Origin of the sequence: Nocardia sp. CA-151230 (assembly GCF_050942175.1) — a bacterium.
In the GTDB taxonomy this organism is placed as follows: Bacteria; Actinomycetota; Actinomycetes; order Mycobacteriales; family Mycobacteriaceae; genus Nocardia.
The window spans coordinates 3632452-3653133 of sequence record NZ_CP192061.1 but is presented as its reverse complement, the minus strand read 5'-3'; the positions used below and the strand labels follow the sequence as shown (position 1 = coordinate 3653133).

The following is a 20682-nucleotide window of genomic DNA, read 5'->3' as shown; positions in this document are numbered from 1 at the left end:
ACCATGCTCTCCCTTCGCGCCCATGCCGGTGCCGACACCCTGGTGCTGGAAGACCTTCCCATTCCCAGCCCTGGTCCTCTCGATGTCGTTGTTAAAGTAGCTGCGGCAGGTCTCGCGCCGGGAATCATTCGCCTGCTCGAGATGCGGGCGTTCAAACATCTGCCGACCACTCTCGGGCATGAAGCCGCCGGTACCGTTGCCGCAGTAGGCAGTGCTGTCACCGGATTCGCGGTCGGTGACCGGGTCCGTGTGCACCCGAACCTCAACTGCCGGGAATGCGTCTATTGCCGCACCGATCGAGACATGATGTGCGCCCAGCAGGCCACCCTCGGCCACGCCGCCTTCGGCGATCTCCCGAGGCCCCTCTACGACGAATACCACAACGGCGGACTCGCAGAATACGTTCGCATTCCGCATTGGCTGGCCGATCCGCTGCCGGATTCCATCGGTTTCGATGTGGCGGCCAAGGTGCACGACCTGGCCGACGCGGTACGCGCGCTCAAATGCGCCGATCTGCCGCTCGGATCTACCGTTGTCGTCAATGCCGCCACCGGCGCCATGGGTACCGCCACTGTGAAGCTCGCCGGACATTTCGGTGTCGCACGTCTGCTGTTGGTCGGTCGCGACGCCGGTCGGCTGCGGTCCGTCGCTCGTCTGGCCGACAGCATCCATACCGAGATCATCGCTCTTGGCGACCTCCCCGCGGACTGGCGCGCAACCGGCGTGCTCACCCGCCGGTTGCGCGAGTACGCACCCGATGGCGCCCACGCTGTCATCGACTTCATCCCCGAGGGGCCCGCTACCGCGCAAGCGATGGCAGCTCTGGCTACCGGCGGAACACTGGTACATATGGGAGCGAACTCCACTCCACTGCCATTTCCACCGATCGCACTCATGGTCAACTGCTGGCGTTTCGTCGGAACCCGCGCCTGCACCCGCAATGACGCACGGGAAGTCCTTCGGTTGCTCGAAACCGAAGCACTCGTCGCGGAGGACCTGATCACCCATCGATTCCCGCTCACCGATGCGATCAAGGCCGTTGACGCAATGCGGCGCCGGGATGAACCCATGTGGATGACCGTTGTGAACCCTTGACCGGAGCAGCCTTCGCCCGGCCGCGCTGGTACCAAGCGCTGAGAACGCGCCTGGTCTGGCCGGCCAGGGCGAGGGCTGGCGCGTGATGCGGACACATCGCCAGGCGCCATCTCAGGGCATTGCGGGCGCCGCATCCAGGGCGCGCGACTCCACCGGAGCTAACGGGCGGTTGCGTCATAGTGCCTTCTGGTACGGCGGCCCACATCGGTCCACGCTCGGATCTGCGGCACGGCCGCAGGCAGGTCGTCCGTGACCACCACCTCGTGGGCACCGATCACCCGGAGCGCGCATCCGCCTTCTCGGGGTAGCGGGTCGTCATCGCCACGCGGGCACCCGCCAGCCGCGGCCAACCGGGCGGGGGCCCACTCCCGCGGCGGCAGCACCGCACACCAAGATCGTCTCCCGCAGCCCGGCCCGCAGCCGGTCACGAATCACTTGATGGGCGGTGCCGTGAGTCCAGAGGATCAGCGCGGCTTGTTCCAGATCGATCCAAATCGACGTGGTCTGGCAGCGGCAGCCACATATCCTGATCGCGCACAAGGTATTCCGCGTACGAGCCGGTGCCGGCGTGCCCAGGGGCTCTATTCAGAGAGATTGCTCAAACGCGGTAAGCCTCCGGCGAGTACGGGTTCTCGGGTTGACGACGGCGACTACCGGCTGTCCGGGCCGGAAGCGAGTCACCGCTGTGCCGACCGCGACGACCGTGCCGGATACCTTTCTCCCCTGCTGCCGCGGCATCGGCAGGCTCCACCGGCCGCGGCGGCTCACCGTCCGGACTCTGCCGGAGCGCGAGTGCAGGTCCCTCCCCGGTACCGGTATGAACCGCGACGAGCACCCCGGTCGGGCCGAGCGATTCCAGCCGGTAATCGCCACATACCAGTTCGCCCGGCCCGCCATGCGCGAAAATGCGGACGGCCTAGTGATGGCAGGGATACGGTGCGGCGGTCACGATCGGCTCCCGGGGAGCCAGATCTGGTCCTCGTTGACGGCTCTGGTGTTCTCGTCGAGGGTCGCGTAGGTGGCCTCGGCACCGGGATGCAGCGGGATGACGGCGGTGGATATCCCGCGCAATGTGAGTGGATAGGTGATCGGACTCTGATCCGCAGGTATGTACCAGTACTGGGATTCGATCGCGTCGCGGGTGGCGACCATGCACCACGCGATCAGGGCGGCGATATCGTCGGGCAGGTCGGCCCGGCAGACCAGCAGGAAGTCGGAGTAGTCCAGCGCGGTGAGATCGCGGTCCAGTGTGGGCAGATAGCCGCTCGCGACCGTGGCGGTCGGCCAGTTCCACTCCGCGAACGCACCGATTGCCGCGGCACCGGCGTCGAGATAGGTGACGGGCTTCTTCTCGGTGATTCGTTGCCAGACGGGAAGCATGATCGCTTCATTGATCAGTACGTTGGCGACACCCTCCCGGAATGCCGCGATCGCCGACATCGGCCGCTCGGTGTAGATGAAGGAACCGCCGGCCTCCTCCAGCTGGCGCGGCTCGATACCAATCGCGCTCAACAGGCGGTGCGCGGCCACTCCGATCAGATGCTCGCCATCATTGGGGCTGGTCGCGATGCGCAACGACGACGACAGGTCGGCGAGCTCGCTCATCTGGGACACGCCCAACTCCGCGTCCACGCAGGTGACCAGCCGGTCTATCTGCGGCACGGTGCCCAGGGCCCGCAATTGGCCGGCGCCCGGGACCGCAAGCGGCCCGACTCCGGCGGGAATGCCCGCGGCCGCGGCGGTGGGCGTCAGGATCGCGACGTCGACGTCGCCGGCGAGCAGCGCGTGAACCTCATCGGTGCCACCACGACCGTTCGCGATGGTGAATCGCGATCCTCGGGCGCACCGATCGCCGAGTTCCTGGCTCAACCAGCCACAGACGCGGTGCAGGTTGGCCCCGCCCCAATCGCCTTTGAACCTCAGCGAGATCTGCCGATCGATGAACGGCTCGGCATTGGCCACCGTCTGATTCGTCATTGCGCTGCCTTCCCGGCGTAAGCCGATGAGTTACGGAATGCGGCTTGCACGCCTTCGGCGACGCCGAGACCGCAGTGAATGGTTGGTAAGATATTCATTATCTCGCTTGTCGTTATGGCTGAATGAAATTTCTACGGCAGTAGGAGTACCTTTCCGATCTGGCTTTGACTTTCCAGGTATGCGTGCGCCTCCGCGGCCTTGGCCAGCGGGAAACGACGGTCGATTATCGGGTTGATCTTTCCGTTCGCGAGCAGCGTCAGGCAGACCTCCTGATCCCGCCGTTTGGCACCGCGGATGCCGTGGACATTCAATTCCTTGAAAAGGAACGACGACACGTTCATTTCGAGGCCCCATTTCGCGTCGAACGGTGCGGCGAGGACGAGGACTGTGCCACCCAGGCGGGTGCAGGACACCGACAGTTGGAAAGAGTCGTTGCCGCCGACGCAGTCCCAGACGGCGTCGGCGCCGAGCCCATGGGTGAGGTCGCGGACCTGGTCGGCCAGTTGTGGGTCGGTCGAGTGCACGACATGGTCGTAGCCGATTGCCTTCAGCCGGTCATCGCGATCGGTTTTGGTGGTGGTCCCGATGACGACCGCACCGTTGAGCCTCGCCAGCTGGGCGCAGGCGGTGGCCATGGCACCACTGGCGCCGGTGATGACTACCGTATCGCCCGGGCCGACCGGGGCTCGCCGCGCACAGTTGAGGGGTGTGGTGTAAGTCCACAGGGTGGCCGCGGCCGTCTCGAAGCCGATGCCCTCGGGAATGGGAAGCACAGCGTCCTGATGGCGCACGATGTATTCGGCGTAGCCGCCGAAGATCTGGTGACCGGGGATTGCGATATTGATGCACAGGTTGTCCTTGCCACGCAGGCACATCGCGCACTGTCCGCATGCGGGATGCGTCATCTGGACCACGCGGTCGCCAGCATGCCATCGGGTGACGGCCGCACCGACTTCCACGATCTCGCCCGCAGCGTCGCGACCGAGTTGAAATGGCAGCGGGAACGCTGCCCGCCCCGGCAGAGCCGATGGGAGATTGCCGGCCCGGTAACGAAGGTCCCAACTGTTGACCGATGTGGCGTGCACCCGGATCAGGACCTCGTCGGCACCAACCGTGGGCATCGGTACGTCCATATACGACAGCACGTCGGGGCCGCCGCATTCGAACAACCACACTGCCTTCATGGTTTTCTCCGTGCCTGTTTCGACGGTATTCACAATTCCCTCCTTATCGGCCGGATGGGCCGGACCTTTCGATAGTTGTATGGAATTTCAGGCCTTCGCGTTCCGGGCAGCGCGTTTCCGGAAATCAGAAGATGGTGGCACGACATTCCGGAGATCGGTCCGCGGACAGAAATGCGCGCTCCATCCCTACGAGGCATCCTGGAAACCCCCTGGACCCACGACGGCCGGTGACCGCCCGGCGGCGCGATGCCACCTCCGGTGCCCACCCCCGGTATTCAGCCTGGTGAGCAGTGCCGTCTTGGCCTGCAGTTCGGCGTATTCGGCGGCGGGGTCGGAGGACCACGTGATACCACCACCCGTGCCATACGTCGCGGTGTCGTGGTTCCGATCGATGACTACCGTGCGAATCGCCACGCCGAACCGTGCGCCGAAGGGAGCGCCGGGGGGAGCAACCATACCGATCGCGCCGCAATAGACGCCGCGCGGCTCGTCCTCCACGTCCCGGATGAGCCGCATCGTACGAGCCTTGGGGGCTCCGGTGACCGACCCGCAGGGGAAGAGCGCGCCGAATATCTCCGGCAGGCCGATTCCGGGTCGCAACCGAGCGGTCACCTCGGACGTGAGCTGGTGCACGGTTTCGTACCGCTCAGCCTGGAACAGCGAACGAACCGACACACCTCCGGTGACCGCGAGCTTCGCGACGTCGTTACGAACGAGGTCGACAATCATGATGTTCTCCGCGCGTTCCTTCTCGCTGGCTCGCAGCCGCGCCACGATTGCCGCGTCTTCTGCCGCTGTACGCCCGCGTGGGGCGGTCCCCTTCATCGGCCGCATCCACAGGTCCGCACCGACGGTCTCGAAGAACAATTCCGGACTCGCGCTGGCAATCACGAACCGACCTGTATCGATACACGCGTTGTACGAACCCCCTTGGGCTAGCGCCAGCCCGATATACAGATCCTCGGGCCGCCCACGAAAATCGGCGGTGAGGCGGGTCGTCAGGTTGCACTGGTAGGTCTCGCCCGCAGCGATCTCCCGCCGTACCCGCTCGACCTGCCGCCGATGGTGCTCATCCGGCCAGTGACACACCCAGTCACCGAGCCCGGATATCGCCGGGACAGCGCCCACGAGAGCTGGCGTGCTCCGTGGTTCCCGGCAGATTCCGAACCAGGCCAGCGGCAGCCCCTCGACTGGTTCCCGAGTGGTCAGCGCCGGATCCAACCCGGGGGCCGCCTCATACGAGACAAAACCGAAGGCCCACCAACCACGCGTGGTCGCGAACTCCACCTCGCGCAGCACATCGCGTACCTGCTCAGGCCGGCTGGCCGCCACGTCGTACGCGATATCGGGGAAGCGCCAAGAAGATCCAGTGACCAGATCGTCGAAACGCCCCCATGAAACAGGCGCTGTCATCCTGGTTCACCCTCCGCGCACTACGCGTCGACGACGATCAGCTCGCGCCGGCGGCTGCCCAGCCGCTCCGCGCCCGTTTCGGTCACGACGACGGTGTCGCGCGTGACGAGCGCCATGGTGTCGAAGGCCACCGCATGCTGCTGCCGCCATCCGACGAACTCCGGTCGCACCACTGCGGGCTGCCAGCGCGATGCGTTCGGCTGCCATGGCAGCCGAATCGCAGATCCCGCTCGGTCGATCGCTTCCTGCAGGTTCGGTGCGGTCACTTTCGTACTCCTCGGATAGAACTGCACAACTCAGTTGTTCACGCGGTAGCTGTTGCGCGCGAACTCGTTGTAGGGCGATGGCTGCACGGTCGCCTTGATGCGGTCGAAACCGAGATCGGCATCGGGATCGGTCCCCGAGCCGGGGTGCTCGCCCCACACGAAGGTCACCTCGGTCCCCGGCGCGGCGTATTTCTTGTCGACCAACGCCAACGCCAGCAACGTCCCGAGGGCGGGAATCGAGGCGGTGCAGAAGGTGATTCCGATGAGCTGACCGTCCACTTCCACGCGGTAGCGGCCGTGGCTCTGCTCGAATTGCAACTCCGGGCCGCCCCAGACCCGGCGCACCTGATCACGATCGAGAACGAGAGTGACCCGTTCGCGGGTCGTGTTGTCTCTTGCCGCCGCCAACGCCGTGCGTCCCACGAAATCGCGGTTGGACGCGATCAGCTTGCTGTAGCCCAATTCATACGGCGTGGTGTAGTAGTCCTCGATATTTTCCGAGAAGAAGGTGCCGTGTAGTGGATTGAAACCCTCGAACGACCGCGCACTGAGCGATTCCCGATACTCCCGCAGTTCCGGCGCGCTGTAGATTGCCGGAGTCGGGATCGGCACCCAGCCGCTCTCCACCGCGTTCAGCGAGTACGCCAGGGCGCCGACCTGCACCAGACCGAACGACTCACCGGCTTCCAGCAGCGCCTGCTTGACGAACTCGCCGTCCTGCCACGCACCGGTGAACTCGTATCCGGGCTGCCCGGTCATGCCGTGCCGCAGTGCGCGGAAACGTCGCCCGCCCAATTCCACTGCGGCGGAATGAAAGAACTTGGTCTTCGGCAGCGGTCCACCGAAAACCTGCTCCACCAGGTCCAGAGCGCGCGGCCCTTGAACCTGGTAGTGGAACAACACTGGATCGCCGCCCCCGCGGACTCCCGAGTCCGGGTCGTAGGAGATGGATACGTCGTAGTCGCCCGTTGTCCCATAATGTTTGATCCACGACATGATGGAGGGCACGCCGGTCAGGGTGAATTTCTGCTCCCCGTCCCGTGTGAGAATCGCATCGTTGATGATGTATCCCTGTTCGGTGACCACGATGATCTGCTTCGCCTGGCCGATCACGAAATTGTCGTAGTTGTTCGTGCTGTAATCGGACAGCAGCCGCAGCGCGTCCGGTCCCTCGACGAACAGATGCGTCATGTGGTGGCATAGATCTGACAGTGCGACGGATTCGTAGGCGGCCGCATGTTCTGCGCTCCAGCCGACGAACTCCGACGGTACGACCGCAGGCAGCCACCGTGGCGCATTCGGCTTCCACAACAACCGAATCGGGGATCCCGCTTGGTCGATGGCGTCCTGAAGGGTCGGAACGGTCATTCGAGTACTCCTTGCCAATTGATTTCGAGCAACACCAGAGTTGGATCAGGACCGCCGGTCGGGGCAGTGGACGACGCGAACGGCGGAATGTCAGGGCGCGGATCCGCCGTGCGCCCAGGCTGCGGCGACCCGTACGGCATCGAGGGTGGGGGCGACGTTGTGTACCCGTACGCAATACGCTCCGGCCGCCGCCGCGAGGGCGGACACGGCCGCCGTAGCATCGTCGCGATGGCGAGGCGGGCTACCCTCCCCGATAAGCCGGCCGAGGAACGATTTGCGCGATGCCCCAATGAGAATCGGGCGGCCGAGGGCATGCAGCGCGTCGAGTCGTGCGAGCAACTGCCAGTTGTGGCCGGCGTTCTTCGCGAACCCCAATCCGGGGTCCACGATGATCTGCTCGAACGACACACCGGCGCCGACCAACGCGTCCAGCCGCCGCTCCAGTTCGGCGGCCACCTCGGCGACAACGTCGTAATATGCGGCGTGCCTGTACATTTCGTCGCTCGGCGCGCGCCAATGCATTGCGATATACGGAACGCCCGAATCGGCGGCGCACCGCGACATATCGGGATCGGCGAGCCCGCCGCTCACGTCGTTGATGGCGCACGCCCCCGCATCGAGAGCGGCCTCGGCAACATCGGCGTGCATCGTGTCGATGCTGACCGCGACGCCCGCTGCCGCCAGCGCACGAACGACCGGAAGGACGCGGCGCTTCTCTTCCTCGCCAGGCACGCGACTCGCGCCGGGCCGGGTGGATTCACCACCCACGTCGACGATATCGCTGCCAGCCGCGGCCATGTCCAAGCCGCGTTTGATGGCGCGATCGGTCGCCAGGTAGAGCCCGCCGTCGGAGAACGAATCCGGCGTCACATTGACGATGCCCATGACCAAGCACCGCTTCCGCACCGGAAGACCCCGCACGCGATTACGTGCCACTTCAGCGGTCCTCGGATTCATCGGGGCGCACTCCTTCGTACGGCGGCCTCATCTGCGGTAACGCATCGGCACGGCATGATTGTCAACAATCATTGCGACAATTCTGTCAGCAGTGCCACTGTCTGTATAGCAGAAGATTGGTCTGTAATACAGACAAATCAGCGACGGGTAGCGATCGATCTCGGACCGCAGGTGTAGAGACGGCCATGTCCCGGCCGACAGGTGACCTTGTGCTGGTGCCGAACCGGGCAGGCGATGACGCGAGCGAGCACAGCCGCGCCGTCGCTACCCTGCGTGGACCGGACGCATACCAGCTGTTGCCCAACCTGGGAGTCGACAGCTTCTCCCCCGGCAAAGGTTGCCGATTACTTGCATCCGACCGATCTCGGGCGCTGTTGCTGGGAAGTCAGGGACTGCCGCCGTGCCGCTGGCAGGAATCGCCGAGTTGCCCCGATATGACATCCCGATGTGGCCAGCGCGGGCAAACCGATGCTGGCCGCTTGTCCGACGAACAACTGCGCCAGAGGTGTGCGGACGAGCCCCGCAGGCGATGACCGGCAAGTACGTGTTTCGATCTCGACCCTGATCCGCGAGGTCGCCACGACCCGCCGTGTCGGCTACGCGATCAACCATGGCGAAAGCGAACCAGGCGTGCTGGCGATGGGTATCGCATACACCCTCCCAGAAGCCGATATCGTCGCCGGCCGGTCTGTGGCGGGACCGGATTCCGTGCTGAACGAGAGCTGACCGCACAGAAACTGAAGCAGGCCGCAACCGGGCTCGGTCGGCAGATGCGCTTACAAACTACGAAACGCGTTGTGTAGCACGGAAACTCGGCGCCTCCACGAGTCGGCGTCCGTCGACTCCTCCCCGTCCAACTGCCGACACAAAGTATCGATGACGTGCTCGGCGGTCGCGAGGTCCGCCGTCGGGATTGTGGCGCCGAGCTGGTTCGCCCATGCGATCTGCTGACGATTCGCCTCCGAATATGCCGCCGCGCCCGCCGCGGTGAGTTCGACGAGTGGTGAGCGCCGATGGTCCGCATTCGGTGCGAACGCCAGCAAACCATCGTCGGTGAGACGCCGGATCGACGCGTGCACACTCTGCCGCGTCAACCCCATCCGCCGCGCAATCTGCGCGACCGTCAGTGGCCGGTCCGCCAGCACGATTGCGCCCAGCACCTGCCACCGCGCGCCGGTCAGCCCTTGGTCCGCCACGAGCCGATTACCCGCCGCATTCAATACCCCGTTGGCTCGGAACATGGTCAACACCAGCCGGGTCAGGGCGTCACTGGCCCGCGTCAGTTGCACGTCGCTCACAGAACGATGGTCACACATCGCCCGAGCCGAACCGATCAGGCGAGTGCTCTTACAGGTTATAGGTTTCAATCTGCTTGGCGAGCTCCGTCGCCGCTTGGCGCAAATCCTGCGCGACTTGCTCTTCCCAGGCCTGATCAAGCAGGAAATCGGGTCCCGCCACAGACAAACCGACCATGAGCTCGGCGCCCCGGACGACGCAAGCGACGCCCATGGCCAGCACGCCGGGTTCGCTTTCACCATGATTGATCGCGTAACCACTACGGCGAATCCCGGAAATCTCGCGCAGCAGAGCCGAGAGCGACGACACTGAAATATCGGTCAACGCCTGCGGTGGCTCCTTCGAAAACATCTGGCGCAGTTGGTCGTCCGAAAGGGTCGCCAGCATTGCTTTGCCCGCACTGGTGACATGGGCCGGAAGTGTACTGCCGGTGCGCAGCGCGGCGCGGATCGTCCGCTCGGTTTCGACGCCATCGGCGAACAGAACCTCCCTTCCGCGCGGGAATACGAGATGGGCTGTCATTCCCGTGGACTGGGCCAGGCCGGTGAGGATCGGCCTGGCAAGCGCTCGCACGTCCAGGGTTCGGGCGGCTGCCAAGCCGATGTCGACCAAGGCGAGGCCGATGCGGAACGAACGGTCGGCGGGGCTTTGCCGCACAAAGTCGTAGTAGGTCAGCATGGCCATGAGCCGATGCGCGCTGGATCGCGCGATGCCCAGTTCAGTGGAGACTTCAGCGAGGGTCAAGCTACCGCGGTCACGCAGGAGCAGCAGAATCCGCAAGGTGTTGTCGACCGACCCGATAGGATATGCAGGCGTGGCATGACCCGCAGGCTCGGTCAGTTCGCCCAAACGATCAGGTCCAGTGTTCATGCTCATAGCATCTCATCGCCTTCCCGCTCGATTACGCCAGTTGGGGAGCAGCCGCTACGTGTCCCACCGATCACCGAACGACCGATCTCCGGCCACGCTGGACAGCCACGCCGAGAATCGTTGGCATAATTCTAAACAAAATGGTTGCCTAGATGAGGACGGTATCGGTGTCGGATGCTTCCGAGCTTGCGCGCGGGACAGAGGGCAAGACCATCGCGGTGGAGGGACTGCGCCAGGCCATCCGGCAAGGCGAGGTCGCACCCGGGCAGCGGTTGGTGGAGGCGGATCTCGTCGAGCAGTTCGGCGTCACCCGCGGCAGCGTTCGGGCGGCCCTCGACGACCTGATCGGCGAAGGTCTGATCGAACGTATCCATAACCGCGGCGCTCGAGTGCGCACCGTCACCAAGCAGCAGGCGATCGAGGTTCTGGAGTGCCGACGGGCGTTGGAGGGTCTGATCGCAGCCAAGGCCGCCGCACACGCCGACGAGACCGACATCGCCCGGCTGCGCGACTACGCGGACCAGCTCAGCGCTGCGGTACGCGACAACGAGCCCCTGAAATATTCGACGCTGAACCATGAGCTACACACCGTGTTGGCCGAGATCGCCGAGCAGCGGACGGCGGCCGAGCTGATCGGCAAGCTCAACATCCAAGTTGTTCGGTATCAATTCCAGCTGTCACTGCGCCCCGGTCGCCCGCAGATCTCGTTGGGCGAACATCTTGCCATCGTCGAGGCGGTGATCGCGCATGATCCGGTTGCCGCCGAGCAGGCCATGCGCGACCACCTCGACAGCGTCATCGCTGCGTTGAACGAAGCCGACTAAGCGCAGCTCTCAACCACCTGTTCCAGGACAGTCGACGACAACCTCATCCATCGAAGCGATCACCCAATCTCAATGTCGTAAACAAAATTGTTGACAATTTCGCCGACAAACTTTTAGGTTGGGATTACCCGGACGCGAGCCGCAAAGGACCGTCCGCAGACCGCTGCACGATGCGGCGGCATCTGTGATCCAGAGAGGTGAGGCGATGGCCGAGAACACAACCGATTCACTCATGGTGGTGAGCGCCCACGCGGGCGATTTCGTCTGGCGCGCGGGTGGGGCGATAGCACTCTCGGCGGCGCGCGGTGAACGCGTCACCGTGGTGTGCCTGAGCTACGGCGAGCGCGGTGAGTCGGCCAAGGCCTGGCGGGAAGGCAAGCAGCTCGCCGAGATCAAGGAATTGCGCCGCACCGAGGCAGCAGCAGCGGCCGACGTCCTCGGCGCGGACATCCGCTTCCTCGACGCCGGGGACTATCCGCTGCCGGAGTCGCCGGAGCTGATCGACCGACTGGTGACTGTCTACCGCGAGACTGCCCCGACCGTGGTGCTCACCCACACCCTGGTCGACCCCTACAACGGCGATCACCCGGCCGCGGCGCGTATGGCGCTGCAGGCCCGTATTCTGGCCCAGGCCGTCGGCTATGACGCGCTGGGCGAACCACTCGGTGCCCCACCGGTTTTCAGTTTCGAACCGCACCAGTCGGAGATGTCGGAATTCCGTCCCGACGTGCTGCTGGACATCACCGAGGTGTTCGAGATCAAGCGCCAGGCCATGCGCTGTCTGGACGCGCAGGAACACATGTGGATCTACTACGAGGATCTGGCCGCCCGCCGCGGCGTCCAGCTCGAGCGCAATGCAGGACCGAACCTCGGACTGCTGAGGAACAGTCGCGCCGAGGCGTTCGTGCGCCATTACCCACACGTCACTGCCAAGCTGTCATGACCACTGCACCCCGCCGCCCGCAGGTCGCGGTGCTCGGGTTCGGTGAGGCCGGTGGCGCCTTCGCCCGCGACCTGACCGCTGCGGGTGCCTCGGTGCGCGGCTTCGATCCCGAAGTCCCCGCGCCGCACGGCGTTTCCCAGCGCGGCGACGATGCCGATGCGGTACGCGACGCCGAGCTGGTGTTCTCGCTAACCTCCGGCTCCGCGGCTGAGGCCGCCCTCTCGGCCGCCCTGCCCGCACTGCGTCCCGGCACACTCTGGGCCGAAGCAAATACGACGAGTCCGGCCCTGAAAGCCCACCTGGCCGAACGTATCCGGGACGCGGGCGGCGAGCTGGTCGACGTGGCCATCATGGCTCCAGTACCCGGCACGGGCCTCTACACGCCGATGGCGGTGTCCGGCCCCGCCGCCCTGCGGTTTGCCACGATAATGTCCGAGTTCGGGGTCCTCGTAACACACGTCGCCGGACCGATCGGCGCGGCCAGTTCCCGAAAACTCTTGCGCAGCGTCGTCTACAAGGGTTTGGCCGCCGCAGTGGTAGAGGCCATGGAAGGGGCCCGGGCCGCCGGATGCGAGGGCTGGTTCCGGCACCATCTGGCCACAGAATTCGTCCGCTTCGACGCGGACATGATCGATCGGCTGATCTCCGGTACGTACGAGCACGCGGCGCGGCGCGCCGAGGAGATGGACGCCGCGGCGGCTCAGCTGGCCGACCTCGGCCTCACCCCGCGGATCGCAGCGGCCACCCGAGATGCCTTGCGCGCCATAGCCGAAGGCGACGCACCCATGGCCGAGAAGGAGTAGAGCGGAATGCAGAACATCGTAGTCGTCGATCCGCCGCGTGCCTCGACCGAGGACGCCGCCCGCTTGGGTGACTACGGCGTGGCCACCGTGCACGAAGCGGCGGGTCGCGTCGGATATCTGGGTCCGCGCCTCCGTCCGGCCTGGCCGGGCAGCCGCATCGGCGCGACGGCGGTCACGGTCCTTTGCTGGCCGGGCGACAACCTCATGATCCATGTCGCGGTCGAGCAGTGCCGCGCCGGGGACGTCCTGGTGGTGGCGACGAATTCGCCGTCCACGGACGGACTGTTCGGCGAACTGTTCGCCATCGCCCTACAACGGCGCGGCGTGCGCGGAGTGGTGCTCGGCTGCGGTGTCCGGGATGTCGCGGAACTGCGGGAGATGGCCTTCCCGGCGTGGTCGACCGCAGTCAGTGCGCAAGGCTCGGTCAAGGCGACCGCCGGGGCGATCAATGTGCCGATCGTCGTGGAAGGCCAGGTGATCCATCCAGGCGACGTGATCGTCGCCGACGACGACGGGGTTACCTGTGTGCCGCGTGCCCGGGTTCCTGAGGTGCTGACCGCCGCGGCCGCGCGGCTCGCCAAGGAGGAGGCTAGCCGGGAGGCCTTTCGGCGGGGCGAACTCGGTCTGGACCGCTATGGATTGCGGTCGCGTCTGGACGAATTCGGCATATCCTATGTCCCCTTCGAGGACTCCGCCACCGCCGAGGAGACGCGGTGACCGCTCTCCCCTGCCCCGGCGCGAATGCGGAAACCGAAGGTTTGCCGTGCATCTGGATGCGCGGGGGAACCTCCAAGGGCGGCTACTTCCTCGCCTCCGACCTACCCACCGACCCGACGGTCCGCGATGATCTTCTCCTGCGGATCATGGGCACGCCGGACCCCCGACAAATCAACGGCATGGGCGCGGCGACATCGCTGACCAGCAAGGTCGCGGTGGTGTCGCCGTCGCGACGGCCCGGTGTGGACGTGGATTACCTGTTCCTGCAATTGGGTGTGGACCGGCCGACCGTGTCGGATAGGCAGAACTGCGGCAATATCCTGGCCGGAGTCGGGCCTTTCGCCCTCGAAGCCGGACTGGTGACCGCCACGGGCGACAACGCGACAGTGCGCATACACCAGGTCAATTCCGACAGCACCGCCACCGCGAGCTTCCCGATCCGCGACGGTCGCCCAGTCTACGCGGGTGATACGAGTATCGATGGCGTGCCGGGCACTGCCGCGCCGGTGACACTGACGTTCGAGGACATCGCCGGGTCGGTCACTACGGCCCTTTTCCCGACCGGGCGGGTGCGTGACCACATCGATGGCATCGACATCACCTGCGTCGACAACGGCATGCCGGTGATAGTCGCGATCGCGGCGAGTTACGGACTCACCGGCTACGAGCCGCCCACCGACCTGGCCGCTGACGCCGCGCTGCTCGAGCACGTGGATACCGTGCGCCGCAAGGCAGCTCAGCTGATGGGGCTGGGCGACGTGTCGGGGTCCTCGGTGCCCAAGACGGTGCTGCTGGCGCCCGCCCGCGACGGTGGGCTGGTGTGCACTCGCTCGTTCATTCCGGTGCAGCCGCACACCGCCATCGGCGTATTCGCCGCGATCAGTGCCGCAACGGCGATAATGACTCCGGGAGCGGTCGGTTACGCCCTCGCTGCCGGTCTGCCGCCAGGGCCACGGCGGGTGGACGTGGAGCACCCCTCCGGGCATCTACTGATCGACATCGATCTGGACACCACCGTCGCCCCGCCGCTGGCACGTTCCGCAGGTGTGGTGCGGACAGCTCGAAAACTATTCGCCGGTAAGGCTTTTCCCCGTCCCGAATAGCTGCCCGTCCCGAATAGCCAACTGCGATATTCCTCGACGTGATCAGCAGTTGGCGACGTCGGTGCCCGCATCACTCGCGAGTTCCTCGGCGGTGGGGGTGCCGTGCGTATGGAACGACTCGATGGTCTTCAGCCCCCAGGCCTGCCCCTTGGCGCGTTCGGTCTCGGTCCAGTCCACCTGCTTCCAGTCAGGCGCCAGGATCAGCCGCGCGCCCGGGTTGCACAGCTCGATCCGGTTACCACCCGGCTCGTAGACATAGAGGAAGAAGGTCTGCTGGATGGCGTGCTTATGCGGCCCGGTCTCGATGAATACCCCCTGGTCGAGGGCGACGTCGCAGGCGCGCAGGATGTCATGGCGACTGTCGGCGGCGAACGCGATGTGGTGCAGCCGTCCGGACTTGCCGAGATTGTCCTTGGTGTAGACGATGTCGTAGCTCTTATTGGTGAAGGTGGTCCAGGTACCCGCCACGGTGCCGCTGTCGAGCACGATCTGTTCGGTGGTCATCGCACCGAGCGCGTCCACCAGGAAGTCACGGTTGTCCACTGGTGTCTTGCCGAGGAAGTTGACGTGATCCAGCCGTCGCGCCGGCACACCGCCGCTGGGATAGGCCGCGGCCTGGTTCTTCAGCGACGGCCGGATATCGGGACCGCATTCGAACCACTCGGCCTCGTAGTAGAGGCCGAACTCGTGGCCGTCCGGATCGGTGAACAGATAGGTGGGGCCGAAACCCGGCTCGCCATCAGTCCAGCCGATGCCACGACCGACCGCCTCGATCGCCGCGACTCGCTGGTGCAGTGCTTCCGAGCTCGCCGCGCGCAGATAAGTGCGGGCGATCCCAGCGTGCCGGTGCGCCCGCAGGGTGAGGGTGTGGTGCTGGTAGTCGTCCCAGGCGTGTAGGTAGACCAGGTCGCCGGCGGCGCCGACCACACGTAGGCCGAGGAAGTCGGTGCAGAAGCGGACGCTCTCGTCGAGCTTCGGGGTGAGCAGTTGTACGTGCGCCAGATGCGCAATTTCGTGACGGGGTGCCATATTTCAGTCCTCCTTGACCGGACGAGTTAATTGCTGGAACCGAGTTCGGCTGCGCGGACCACGTTTTCGAGCAGCATGGCCCGCGTCATGGGGCCAACCCCACCCGGATTCGGCGAAATCCGGCCAGCCCGTTCGGCAGTGGCCGGGTCGACGTCACCGGCGACCTTGCCATCGGCGCCGCGGCTGACTCCCACATCGACCACCACCGCACCCGGCCTGATCATCTCGGCAGTCATGAGACCCGGTGATCCCGCCGCAGCGATCACGATGCCGGCGGCACGCACCCGCGCCGGGAGGTCCTGTGTGCCGGTGTGGCACAGGGTGACCGTCGCGTTCTCCGTCTGTCGGGTCAGCAGCAGTCCCAGCGAACGCCCGACCGTGATACCGCGCCCGACGACGCATATGTGCGCACCCGCGATCGGGAGTCATACCAGCGCAACAACTCGACGATTCCCGCTGGCGTGCACGGCAGCGGCCCCGCAGCACCGAGTACCAAACGCCCGAGGTTGGTCGGGTGCAATCCGTCGGCGTCCTTTGCCGGGTCGATTCGCTCGATGATCTCGAACTCGTCGAGCCCACGCGGCAGCGGCAACTGAACGATGTAGGCGGTGCATCTGGGATCCGCATTGAGCCGGTCGATCGCGGCGGCGACATCGGCTTGTCGCGTCGGCGGGAAGGTCGACCCTGATCGATGCGATATCGACCCCGTGGCAATCGCGGTGTTTGCCAGCCACATAGAGCACACTGCCCGGGTCCTGGCCGACGAGTACCGTCCCCAAACCGGGAGTACACCCGCGATCGGTCAGTGCAGCCACCCGAATCCGCAGCTTCTCCTTGATCTGTGCAGCGACCAGTTTGCCATCGAGTACAGTCGCGGCCACTAGAACACCACCGTGGTGCTGCCATCGCGCATGATGCGGTCCTCGCAGAACGCTTCGACCGCGCGAGACAACACAAGTCGTTCGACGTAGGCCCCGCGCCGGACCAGTTCCTCGGCGGAATCGGTGTGGCTGATTCGAACGACGTCCTGTTCGATTATCGGTCCTTCGTCGAGATCCTCGGTGACGAAGTGTGCGGTGGCGCCGACCAGCTTGACGCCTCGTTCCTTTGCCTTGCGATAGGGCGCGGCACCCACGAACGCGGGCAGGAACGAATGGTGGATATTGATGACCGGAACCCCGACAGCTGCCAGGAAGTCTCCGGAAAGTACCTGCATGTACCGGGCGAGAACAACCACGTCGACTTTACCCTCGAGCAACGCGAGCTGTTCCGCTTCGGCCTGCCACTTGCGGTCCTTTTCCACCGGTATGTGTCGGAACGAGACATCGAACGCATCGGAAACCCAGGCGAGGTCCGTGTGATTGGATACCACGGTAACTACATCCATCGGCAGTTCCCCATGCCGATGCCGCGACAGTAGCTCCAGCAGGCAGTGGTCGAGTTTCGACACGAATAGCGCGGCCCGTTTCGGCGCTGCGGCATCGATCAGGGACCACTGGAGTCCGAACCGCCCGGTGAGCGCGCCGCGCAAGTCCACCTCGAGCGCCGTGCGCTGCTGAGCGAGGTGGTCCAGATGAAACACGGCGCGCTGGAAGAAGCGGCCACCCTCCGGGTCGGTCGAGTACTGGTCGAGAGAGACGATATTCGCGCCGTGGCCGGTCAGTATGTTCGACACCGCGGAGACGATGCCGGGACGGTCGTTGCCGGACATGAGCAGCCGCGCTTGATCGGCGTTGCCGTTCCTGTTTGTCCATTCCATGGGTTGTTCCTCGTAATGTGAGTCAGCTGTCGCCGAGACCCGCCAGCCGGGCGCGTCTCCAGGTCTCGGCACGCTCGAGCTCGTTGAAGGTGAAAAGGTGAATACCTCGAACGTTGAGATCCGTTCCGGCGATATGAGGCGTGAGGCCGCGCAGCAATGTGTCGGGGCGGTATCCGCCGGGGCGCATCAGCTTCCAGATCACGTTCTGTTGTTTGCGGAGGAACCGTGCAGATTGGCCGAGACCGATGCCCGCGGAGATTCGTACGAGCTTCTGCCGGCTCACCGGCGCAGGCACACCGACCACGACCTCGAGGTTCGGATGGCGCTGATGCAACCGGCGTGCCCAGTCGAGCGTTGTGCGGGCGTCGAAGCAGATCTGGGTAATGATGTGTGATGCCAGTGGCGCCTTCTGTGTCAAAGCGGTGCACAGTTCGTCGTCGCCAATTGTGGCGTGTCCCTCCGGGTAGCCGCCGATCCCCACTCTCTCGAAGTGATGACCAGCCGTGTCGAGCACTCGGAGGAAGTCGGCTGCGCCATGGAATGTTCCGGCAGGCGTCGGCGCATCACCGCCGATGACGAAGACACGCTCGATCTCGGCTTCGACCAGCTGCGCCAGCAGATCTAGCGCGTGCGCCTGGTCCTGCACCATGCGCGCCGCGACATGCGGCGCCACCCGATATCCATAGGCAGTGAGACGAGTTGCCAGGTCGATGGTGGCGGCGAGACCCTTGGCCTCCGTGACGGTCACCGTCAGCGCCACATCTCGCGGCACATGTTCGAGGACAGCGTCCTCGGTCCCCCGGAACGGCATGATCTCGTAGCTGATATTGCGCAGGATGGTGCGCGCTGATCTCGCGCTACGACCATCGGCTCCGTCGTCGTGTAGAACCACGGCATCCTTTTTCATCGTCGGGAATGTCCCTGTGGAACAACGTTTTTCATCCGTCACCGGGCTCGATAGGCTTCGCGGGCGAACCGGACGTAGGGAGCGGGCGCGACGGTTGCCCGGATCTGGATCTGCTGGTGCGGCTCGACCGCCGGTTTGGCGGAATTGGGGTCCTCACCCCAGACCACAGTCAGCGTGGTGCCGGGCTCGCTGTATGCGGGGTCGACTGTCGCCAGGGACACCATGAGGTGTTCGTTCGCGAGGTATCCGGCGTCCATCGAGATGCCCACGAGCTTGTCGCCGGCGAGGACTTTGTCGCTTTGATGCAATGCGTAGCGCGCCTTGGGAACCTCGATGTACTTCGCCGGCAGCCCGGGCCGGTACCTCGATCCCACCGCTTCCGTGACGTCATCGCTGTCCCAGACCAAGGTGACCTTTTCCCGCTGTGGATGCTTCGAGATCTCGAGCAGTGCCTCGCGGCCCACGAAGTCGTGGTCGAAGGACACCAGACGCCCGTACCCCACGTCATACGGCGTCACGTAGTAGTCCTCGATGTTCGGGGAGTCCATCGATCCACCCAACGATCCCATCGCCGAGACGGGCAGCCATTCGCGGTAGCCCTTCATCTGCTCGGAGAAGATCGCCGGCAGCGGCGCGGGAATCCATGCGGACTCGAGGTTCGCCGTCGAGTAGGCCTTCGCCCCCACCCGCACAAGCCCGAATTCCTGTCCAGCCTCGATGATGGCTGCACGCACCCTTTCGCCGTCTTCCCACGGCCCGAACAGCTCATAACCAGGCTGCCCGGCCATACCGTGCCGAAGTGCGCGGACGGCGCAGCCGGCGATCGTGAGGCTGGTCATATCGAAGAACTTCACCTCGGGCAATGGCGCGCCGACCACCTTCTCCATGACCGCGGCCGCGGTCGGACCCTGCAGTTCGTAGCGGTAGACGACAGGTGGTCCGGACACACGGTCGAATGAGTTGTCATCTCGGGTGCTGACCGCGTCATAACCTCCGGTTTCGAGGTTGTACTGCACCCAGTCGTGCACCATCGGATGCCCAACCAGGTCGAACGTCCGATCCTCCAGATGGAACAGCACCGCATCACCGATCAGATAGCCCTGGTTGTTCACGGCCACGAACTGCTTCGCCTTGCCCGGACCGAAGCTCGCGAAACTGTTCACTCCGAGATCGGAGAGCAACCGCTGTGCGTCCGGTCCGCTCACGGAGAGGTCGGTCATGTGGTGGGACTGATCCAGCAGCGCGCACGCATCGCGCCAGGCCCGCTGCTCGCTGCGCCAGTTCGTGAACTCCGCAACTACCGGGAACGTATGCGGCCGGATCGGAGAGTTCCGAAGCAGAGGCACCGCTCCACCCGCTCGCGCGATCGCTTGCTCGACGTTCTCGACACTCATGTAAGGGGCACCTCTCCACTCGGACTTCTTTGGCGCTGGAATTTGCGACTCGCGTCTCCGATCGCCAGTCGACCAGAGATGTCTGCAATGCAGACTATATGTCTGCTATACAGACAGTAGCATCGCATCCGTGATCGTCGCAATGATTGTTGACAATTCTGGTGACGATGCATGGCTGCAGGTCACGACCGCACCAAGAAGTACGTCAGAGATGGATCCCAGTGCCGTGACGGTGCCGGTCGCATTCGGTCCGCCGGCAGCGCCTTGTCGTGGGCATCGTCAACGTGACGCCCGATTCGTGTACCGATGGCGGCCTTGGTAACCGGGATCGGACCGTCGGCGTTCTCGCCGGCCGCAGCCGACGGCCGCAGCATCAGCGCGAACCCGGCAGCGTCGTCGGTGACGCGAAACCGTGCGATCACCTACCCGTCGGTGTCGTAGATAGCTGTGTCATGATGCGTTGTGGCCCAGTCGATTCCGCAAGCCAAACACGGGATCGTGCAACTCCTTCATCAGGTGCGGGTGTTCGAGGACGATCCCGGTCTGGCACTGGTCTCCGGATACGCGGCGGACTCCGGCGAAGGGCGATGGACGGTCGAGGAGGCGATCGCGCACGCCGTACCCGCGCCGGTCATCTCAGCAGCTCTCTTCGCGCGCTTCGGTTCCCGGCAACCCGAGTCTCCCGCGATGAAAGTCGTTGCCGCACTCCGTAACCAATTTGGCGGGCATGATGTATTGGGGGTCGCGACAACCGAGGGCTCACGGTCGCGACACTCC

At 65.0% G+C, this 20682-nt stretch carries 20 protein-coding genes and 2 pseudogenes; 8 read left to right on the top strand and 14 right to left on the bottom strand.

Annotated elements, in window-relative coordinates; all coding sequences use genetic code 11:
- Positions 1 to 3 precede the first annotated feature (3 nt).
- Positions 4 to 1095, top strand: coding sequence for an alcohol dehydrogenase catalytic domain-containing protein (locus tag ACQP1O_RS16980; RefSeq protein ID WP_433567707.1), 1092 nt, complete (start codon positions 4 to 6; stop codon positions 1093 to 1095).
- Positions 1096 to 1680: 585 nt separating this feature from the next.
- Here ACQP1O_RS16980 and ACQP1O_RS16975 read toward each other — a convergent pair.
- From ACQP1O_RS16975 to folP, 7 genes are all read right to left on the bottom strand, one after another.
- Entirely contained in the window at positions 1681 to 1992 is a 312-nt protein-coding gene (locus tag ACQP1O_RS16975; protein ID WP_433566737.1) for an alcohol dehydrogenase catalytic domain-containing protein, read from the bottom strand.
- Positions 1993 to 2040: 48 nt separating this feature from the next.
- Positions 2041 to 3072, bottom strand: a complete 1032-nt coding sequence (locus ACQP1O_RS16970) for a hypothetical protein (protein WP_433566736.1) — start codon at positions 3070 to 3072, stop codon at positions 2041 to 2043.
- A 131-nt stretch (positions 3073 to 3203) separates the two neighbouring features.
- The gene (locus tag ACQP1O_RS16965; protein ID WP_433566735.1) at positions 3204 to 4289 is read right to left on the bottom strand and encodes a quinone oxidoreductase family protein; all 1086 of its coding nucleotides are present in this window, start codon (positions 4287 to 4289) and stop codon (positions 3204 to 3206) included.
- A gap of 153 nt (positions 4290 to 4442) precedes the next feature.
- Positions 4443 to 5669 carry a chorismate-binding protein gene (locus tag ACQP1O_RS16960; protein ID WP_433566734.1) on the bottom strand — a complete coding sequence of 409 codons (1227 nt, stop codon included), beginning with the start codon at positions 5667 to 5669 and terminating at the stop codon, positions 4443 to 4445.
- 20 nt (positions 5670 to 5689) lie between these two features.
- Positions 5690 to 5935 carry a hypothetical protein gene (locus ACQP1O_RS16955; RefSeq protein WP_433566733.1) on the bottom strand — a complete coding sequence of 82 codons (246 nt, stop codon included), beginning with the start codon at positions 5933 to 5935 and terminating at the stop codon, positions 5690 to 5692.
- A 30-nt stretch (positions 5936 to 5965) separates the two neighbouring features.
- On the bottom strand, positions 5966 to 7303 hold the full coding sequence (locus ACQP1O_RS16950; protein ID WP_433566732.1) for a hypothetical protein: 1338 nt from the start codon (positions 7301 to 7303) through the stop codon (positions 5966 to 5968).
- Between the two features lie 90 nt (positions 7304 to 7393).
- Positions 7394 to 8188, bottom strand: a complete 795-nt coding sequence (gene folP, locus ACQP1O_RS16945) for a dihydropteroate synthase (RefSeq protein ID WP_433566731.1) — start codon at positions 8186 to 8188, stop codon at positions 7394 to 7396.
- Between the two features lie 519 nt (positions 8189 to 8707).
- Here folP and ACQP1O_RS16940 point away from each other — a divergent pair.
- The gene (locus ACQP1O_RS16940) at positions 8708 to 8986 is read left to right on the top strand and encodes a hypothetical protein (RefSeq protein ID WP_433566730.1); all 279 of its coding nucleotides are present in this window, start codon (positions 8708 to 8710) and stop codon (positions 8984 to 8986) included.
- A gap of 50 nt (positions 8987 to 9036) precedes the next feature.
- On the opposite strand, the gene ACQP1O_RS16935 is transcribed toward ACQP1O_RS16940, so the two are convergent.
- Positions 9037 to 9558, bottom strand: coding sequence for a MarR family winged helix-turn-helix transcriptional regulator (locus tag ACQP1O_RS16935; RefSeq protein WP_433566729.1), 522 nt, complete (start codon positions 9556 to 9558; stop codon positions 9037 to 9039).
- 49 nt (positions 9559 to 9607) lie between these two features.
- Positions 9608 to 10432, bottom strand: coding sequence for an IclR family transcriptional regulator (locus ACQP1O_RS16930; protein ID WP_433566728.1), 825 nt, complete (start codon positions 10430 to 10432; stop codon positions 9608 to 9610).
- Between the two features lie 212 nt (positions 10433 to 10644).
- Here ACQP1O_RS16930 and ACQP1O_RS16925 point away from each other — a divergent pair, with 212 nt between their 5' ends.
- From ACQP1O_RS16925 to ACQP1O_RS16905, 5 genes are all read left to right on the top strand, one after another.
- Positions 10645 to 11250, top strand: coding sequence for a GntR family transcriptional regulator (locus ACQP1O_RS16925; protein ID WP_433566727.1), 606 nt, complete (start codon positions 10645 to 10647; stop codon positions 11248 to 11250).
- Between the two features lie 205 nt (positions 11251 to 11455).
- Positions 11456 to 12193, top strand: a complete 738-nt coding sequence (locus ACQP1O_RS16920) for a PIG-L deacetylase family protein (protein ID WP_433566726.1) — start codon at positions 11456 to 11458, stop codon at positions 12191 to 12193.
- A complete protein-coding gene (locus ACQP1O_RS16915) occupies positions 12190 to 12996 on the top strand; it encodes a DUF1932 domain-containing protein (RefSeq protein ID WP_433566725.1) in 807 nt (268 codons plus the stop codon). Before ACQP1O_RS16920 ends, ACQP1O_RS16915 begins: the two co-directional genes overlap by 4 nt.
- Positions 12997 to 13002: 6 nt before the next feature.
- Positions 13003 to 13713, top strand: coding sequence for a 4-carboxy-4-hydroxy-2-oxoadipate aldolase/oxaloacetate decarboxylase (locus ACQP1O_RS16910; RefSeq protein ID WP_433566724.1), 711 nt, complete (start codon positions 13003 to 13005; stop codon positions 13711 to 13713).
- Positions 13710 to 14816, top strand: coding sequence for a 4-oxalomesaconate tautomerase (locus ACQP1O_RS16905; RefSeq protein WP_433566723.1), 1107 nt, complete (start codon positions 13710 to 13712; stop codon positions 14814 to 14816). The genes ACQP1O_RS16910 and ACQP1O_RS16905 overlap by 4 nt, the downstream gene beginning before the upstream one ends.
- A 42-nt stretch (positions 14817 to 14858) precedes the next feature.
- Here ACQP1O_RS16905 and ACQP1O_RS16900 read toward each other — a convergent pair whose 3' ends face one another.
- From ACQP1O_RS16900 to ACQP1O_RS16880, 5 genes and pseudogenes are all read right to left on the bottom strand, one after another.
- Positions 14859 to 15845 (bottom strand): VOC family protein, encoded by a 987-nt coding sequence (locus ACQP1O_RS16900; RefSeq protein ID WP_433566722.1) that lies wholly within the window; start codon positions 15843 to 15845, stop codon positions 14859 to 14861.
- 26 nt (positions 15846 to 15871) lie between these two features.
- Positions 15872 to 16726, bottom strand: a pseudogene (locus ACQP1O_RS16895) (bifunctional methylenetetrahydrofolate dehydrogenase/methenyltetrahydrofolate cyclohydrolase).
- The gene (gene purU / locus ACQP1O_RS16890) at positions 16726 to 17556 is read right to left on the bottom strand and encodes a formyltetrahydrofolate deformylase (RefSeq protein ID WP_433566721.1); all 831 of its coding nucleotides are present in this window, start codon (positions 17554 to 17556) and stop codon (positions 16726 to 16728) included. The pseudogene ACQP1O_RS16895 and the gene purU overlap by 1 nt, the downstream one beginning before the upstream one ends.
- A 70-nt stretch (positions 17557 to 17626) precedes the next feature.
- Entirely contained in the window at positions 17627 to 18511 is an 885-nt protein-coding gene (locus ACQP1O_RS16885) for a methylenetetrahydrofolate reductase (protein WP_433566720.1), read from the bottom strand.
- Between the two features lie 38 nt (positions 18512 to 18549).
- Positions 18550 to 19905 carry a hypothetical protein gene (locus tag ACQP1O_RS16880; protein WP_433566719.1) on the bottom strand — a complete coding sequence of 452 codons (1356 nt, stop codon included), beginning with the start codon at positions 19903 to 19905 and terminating at the stop codon, positions 18550 to 18552.
- A gap of 516 nt (positions 19906 to 20421) precedes the next feature.
- Between ACQP1O_RS16880 and ACQP1O_RS16875 the strand changes: the two are divergent.
- Positions 20422 to 20652: pseudogene (locus tag ACQP1O_RS16875) on the top strand (6-phosphogluconate dehydrogenase); the annotation flags it as partial.
- Positions 20653 to 20682 lie beyond the last annotated feature (30 nt).

Bases quoted from the DNA above. Each gene is read 5' to 3' on its own strand.
- folP (WP_433566731.1), bottom strand. From the start codon at position 8,188: ATGGGCATCGTCAATGTGACGCCGGATTCGTTCTCCGACGGCGGGCTC.
- ACQP1O_RS16960 (WP_433566734.1), bottom strand. From the start codon at position 5,669: ATGACAGCGCCTGTTTCATGGGGGCGTTTCGACGATCTGGTCACTGGA.
- ACQP1O_RS16900 (WP_433566722.1), bottom strand. From the start codon at position 15,845: ATGGCACCCCGTCACGAAATTGCGCATCTGGCGCACGTACAACTGCTC.
- ACQP1O_RS16970 (WP_433566736.1), bottom strand. From the start codon at position 3,072: ATGACGAATCAGACGGTGGCCAATGCCGAGCCGTTCATCGATCGGCAG.
- purU (WP_433566721.1), bottom strand. From the start codon at position 17,556: ATGTCCGGCAACGACCGTCCCGGCATCGTCTCCGCGGTGTCGAACATA.
- ACQP1O_RS16885 (WP_433566720.1), bottom strand. From the start codon at position 18,511: ATGAAAAAGGATGCCGTGGTTCTACACGACGACGGAGCCGATGGTCGT.
- ACQP1O_RS16975 (WP_433566737.1), bottom strand. From the start codon at position 1,992: ATGGCGGGCCGGGCGAACTGGTATGTGGCGATTACCGGCTGGAATCGC.
- ACQP1O_RS16920 (WP_433566726.1), top strand. From the start codon at position 11,456: ATGGCCGAGAACACAACCGATTCACTCATGGTGGTGAGCGCCCACGCG.
- ACQP1O_RS16930 (WP_433566728.1), bottom strand. From the start codon at position 10,432: ATGAGCATGAACACTGGACCTGATCGTTTGGGCGAACTGACCGAGCCT.
- ACQP1O_RS16980 (WP_433567707.1), top strand. From the start codon at position 4: ATGCTCTCCCTTCGCGCCCATGCCGGTGCCGACACCCTGGTGCTGGAA.
- ACQP1O_RS16915 (WP_433566725.1), top strand. From the start codon at position 12,190: ATGACCACTGCACCCCGCCGCCCGCAGGTCGCGGTGCTCGGGTTCGGT.
- ACQP1O_RS16950 (WP_433566732.1), bottom strand. From the start codon at position 7,303: ATGACCGTTCCGACCCTTCAGGACGCCATCGACCAAGCGGGATCCCCG.
- ACQP1O_RS16910 (WP_433566724.1), top strand. From the start codon at position 13,003: ATGCAGAACATCGTAGTCGTCGATCCGCCGCGTGCCTCGACCGAGGAC.
- ACQP1O_RS16880 (WP_433566719.1), bottom strand. From the start codon at position 19,905: ATGAGTGTCGAGAACGTCGAGCAAGCGATCGCGCGAGCGGGTGGAGCG.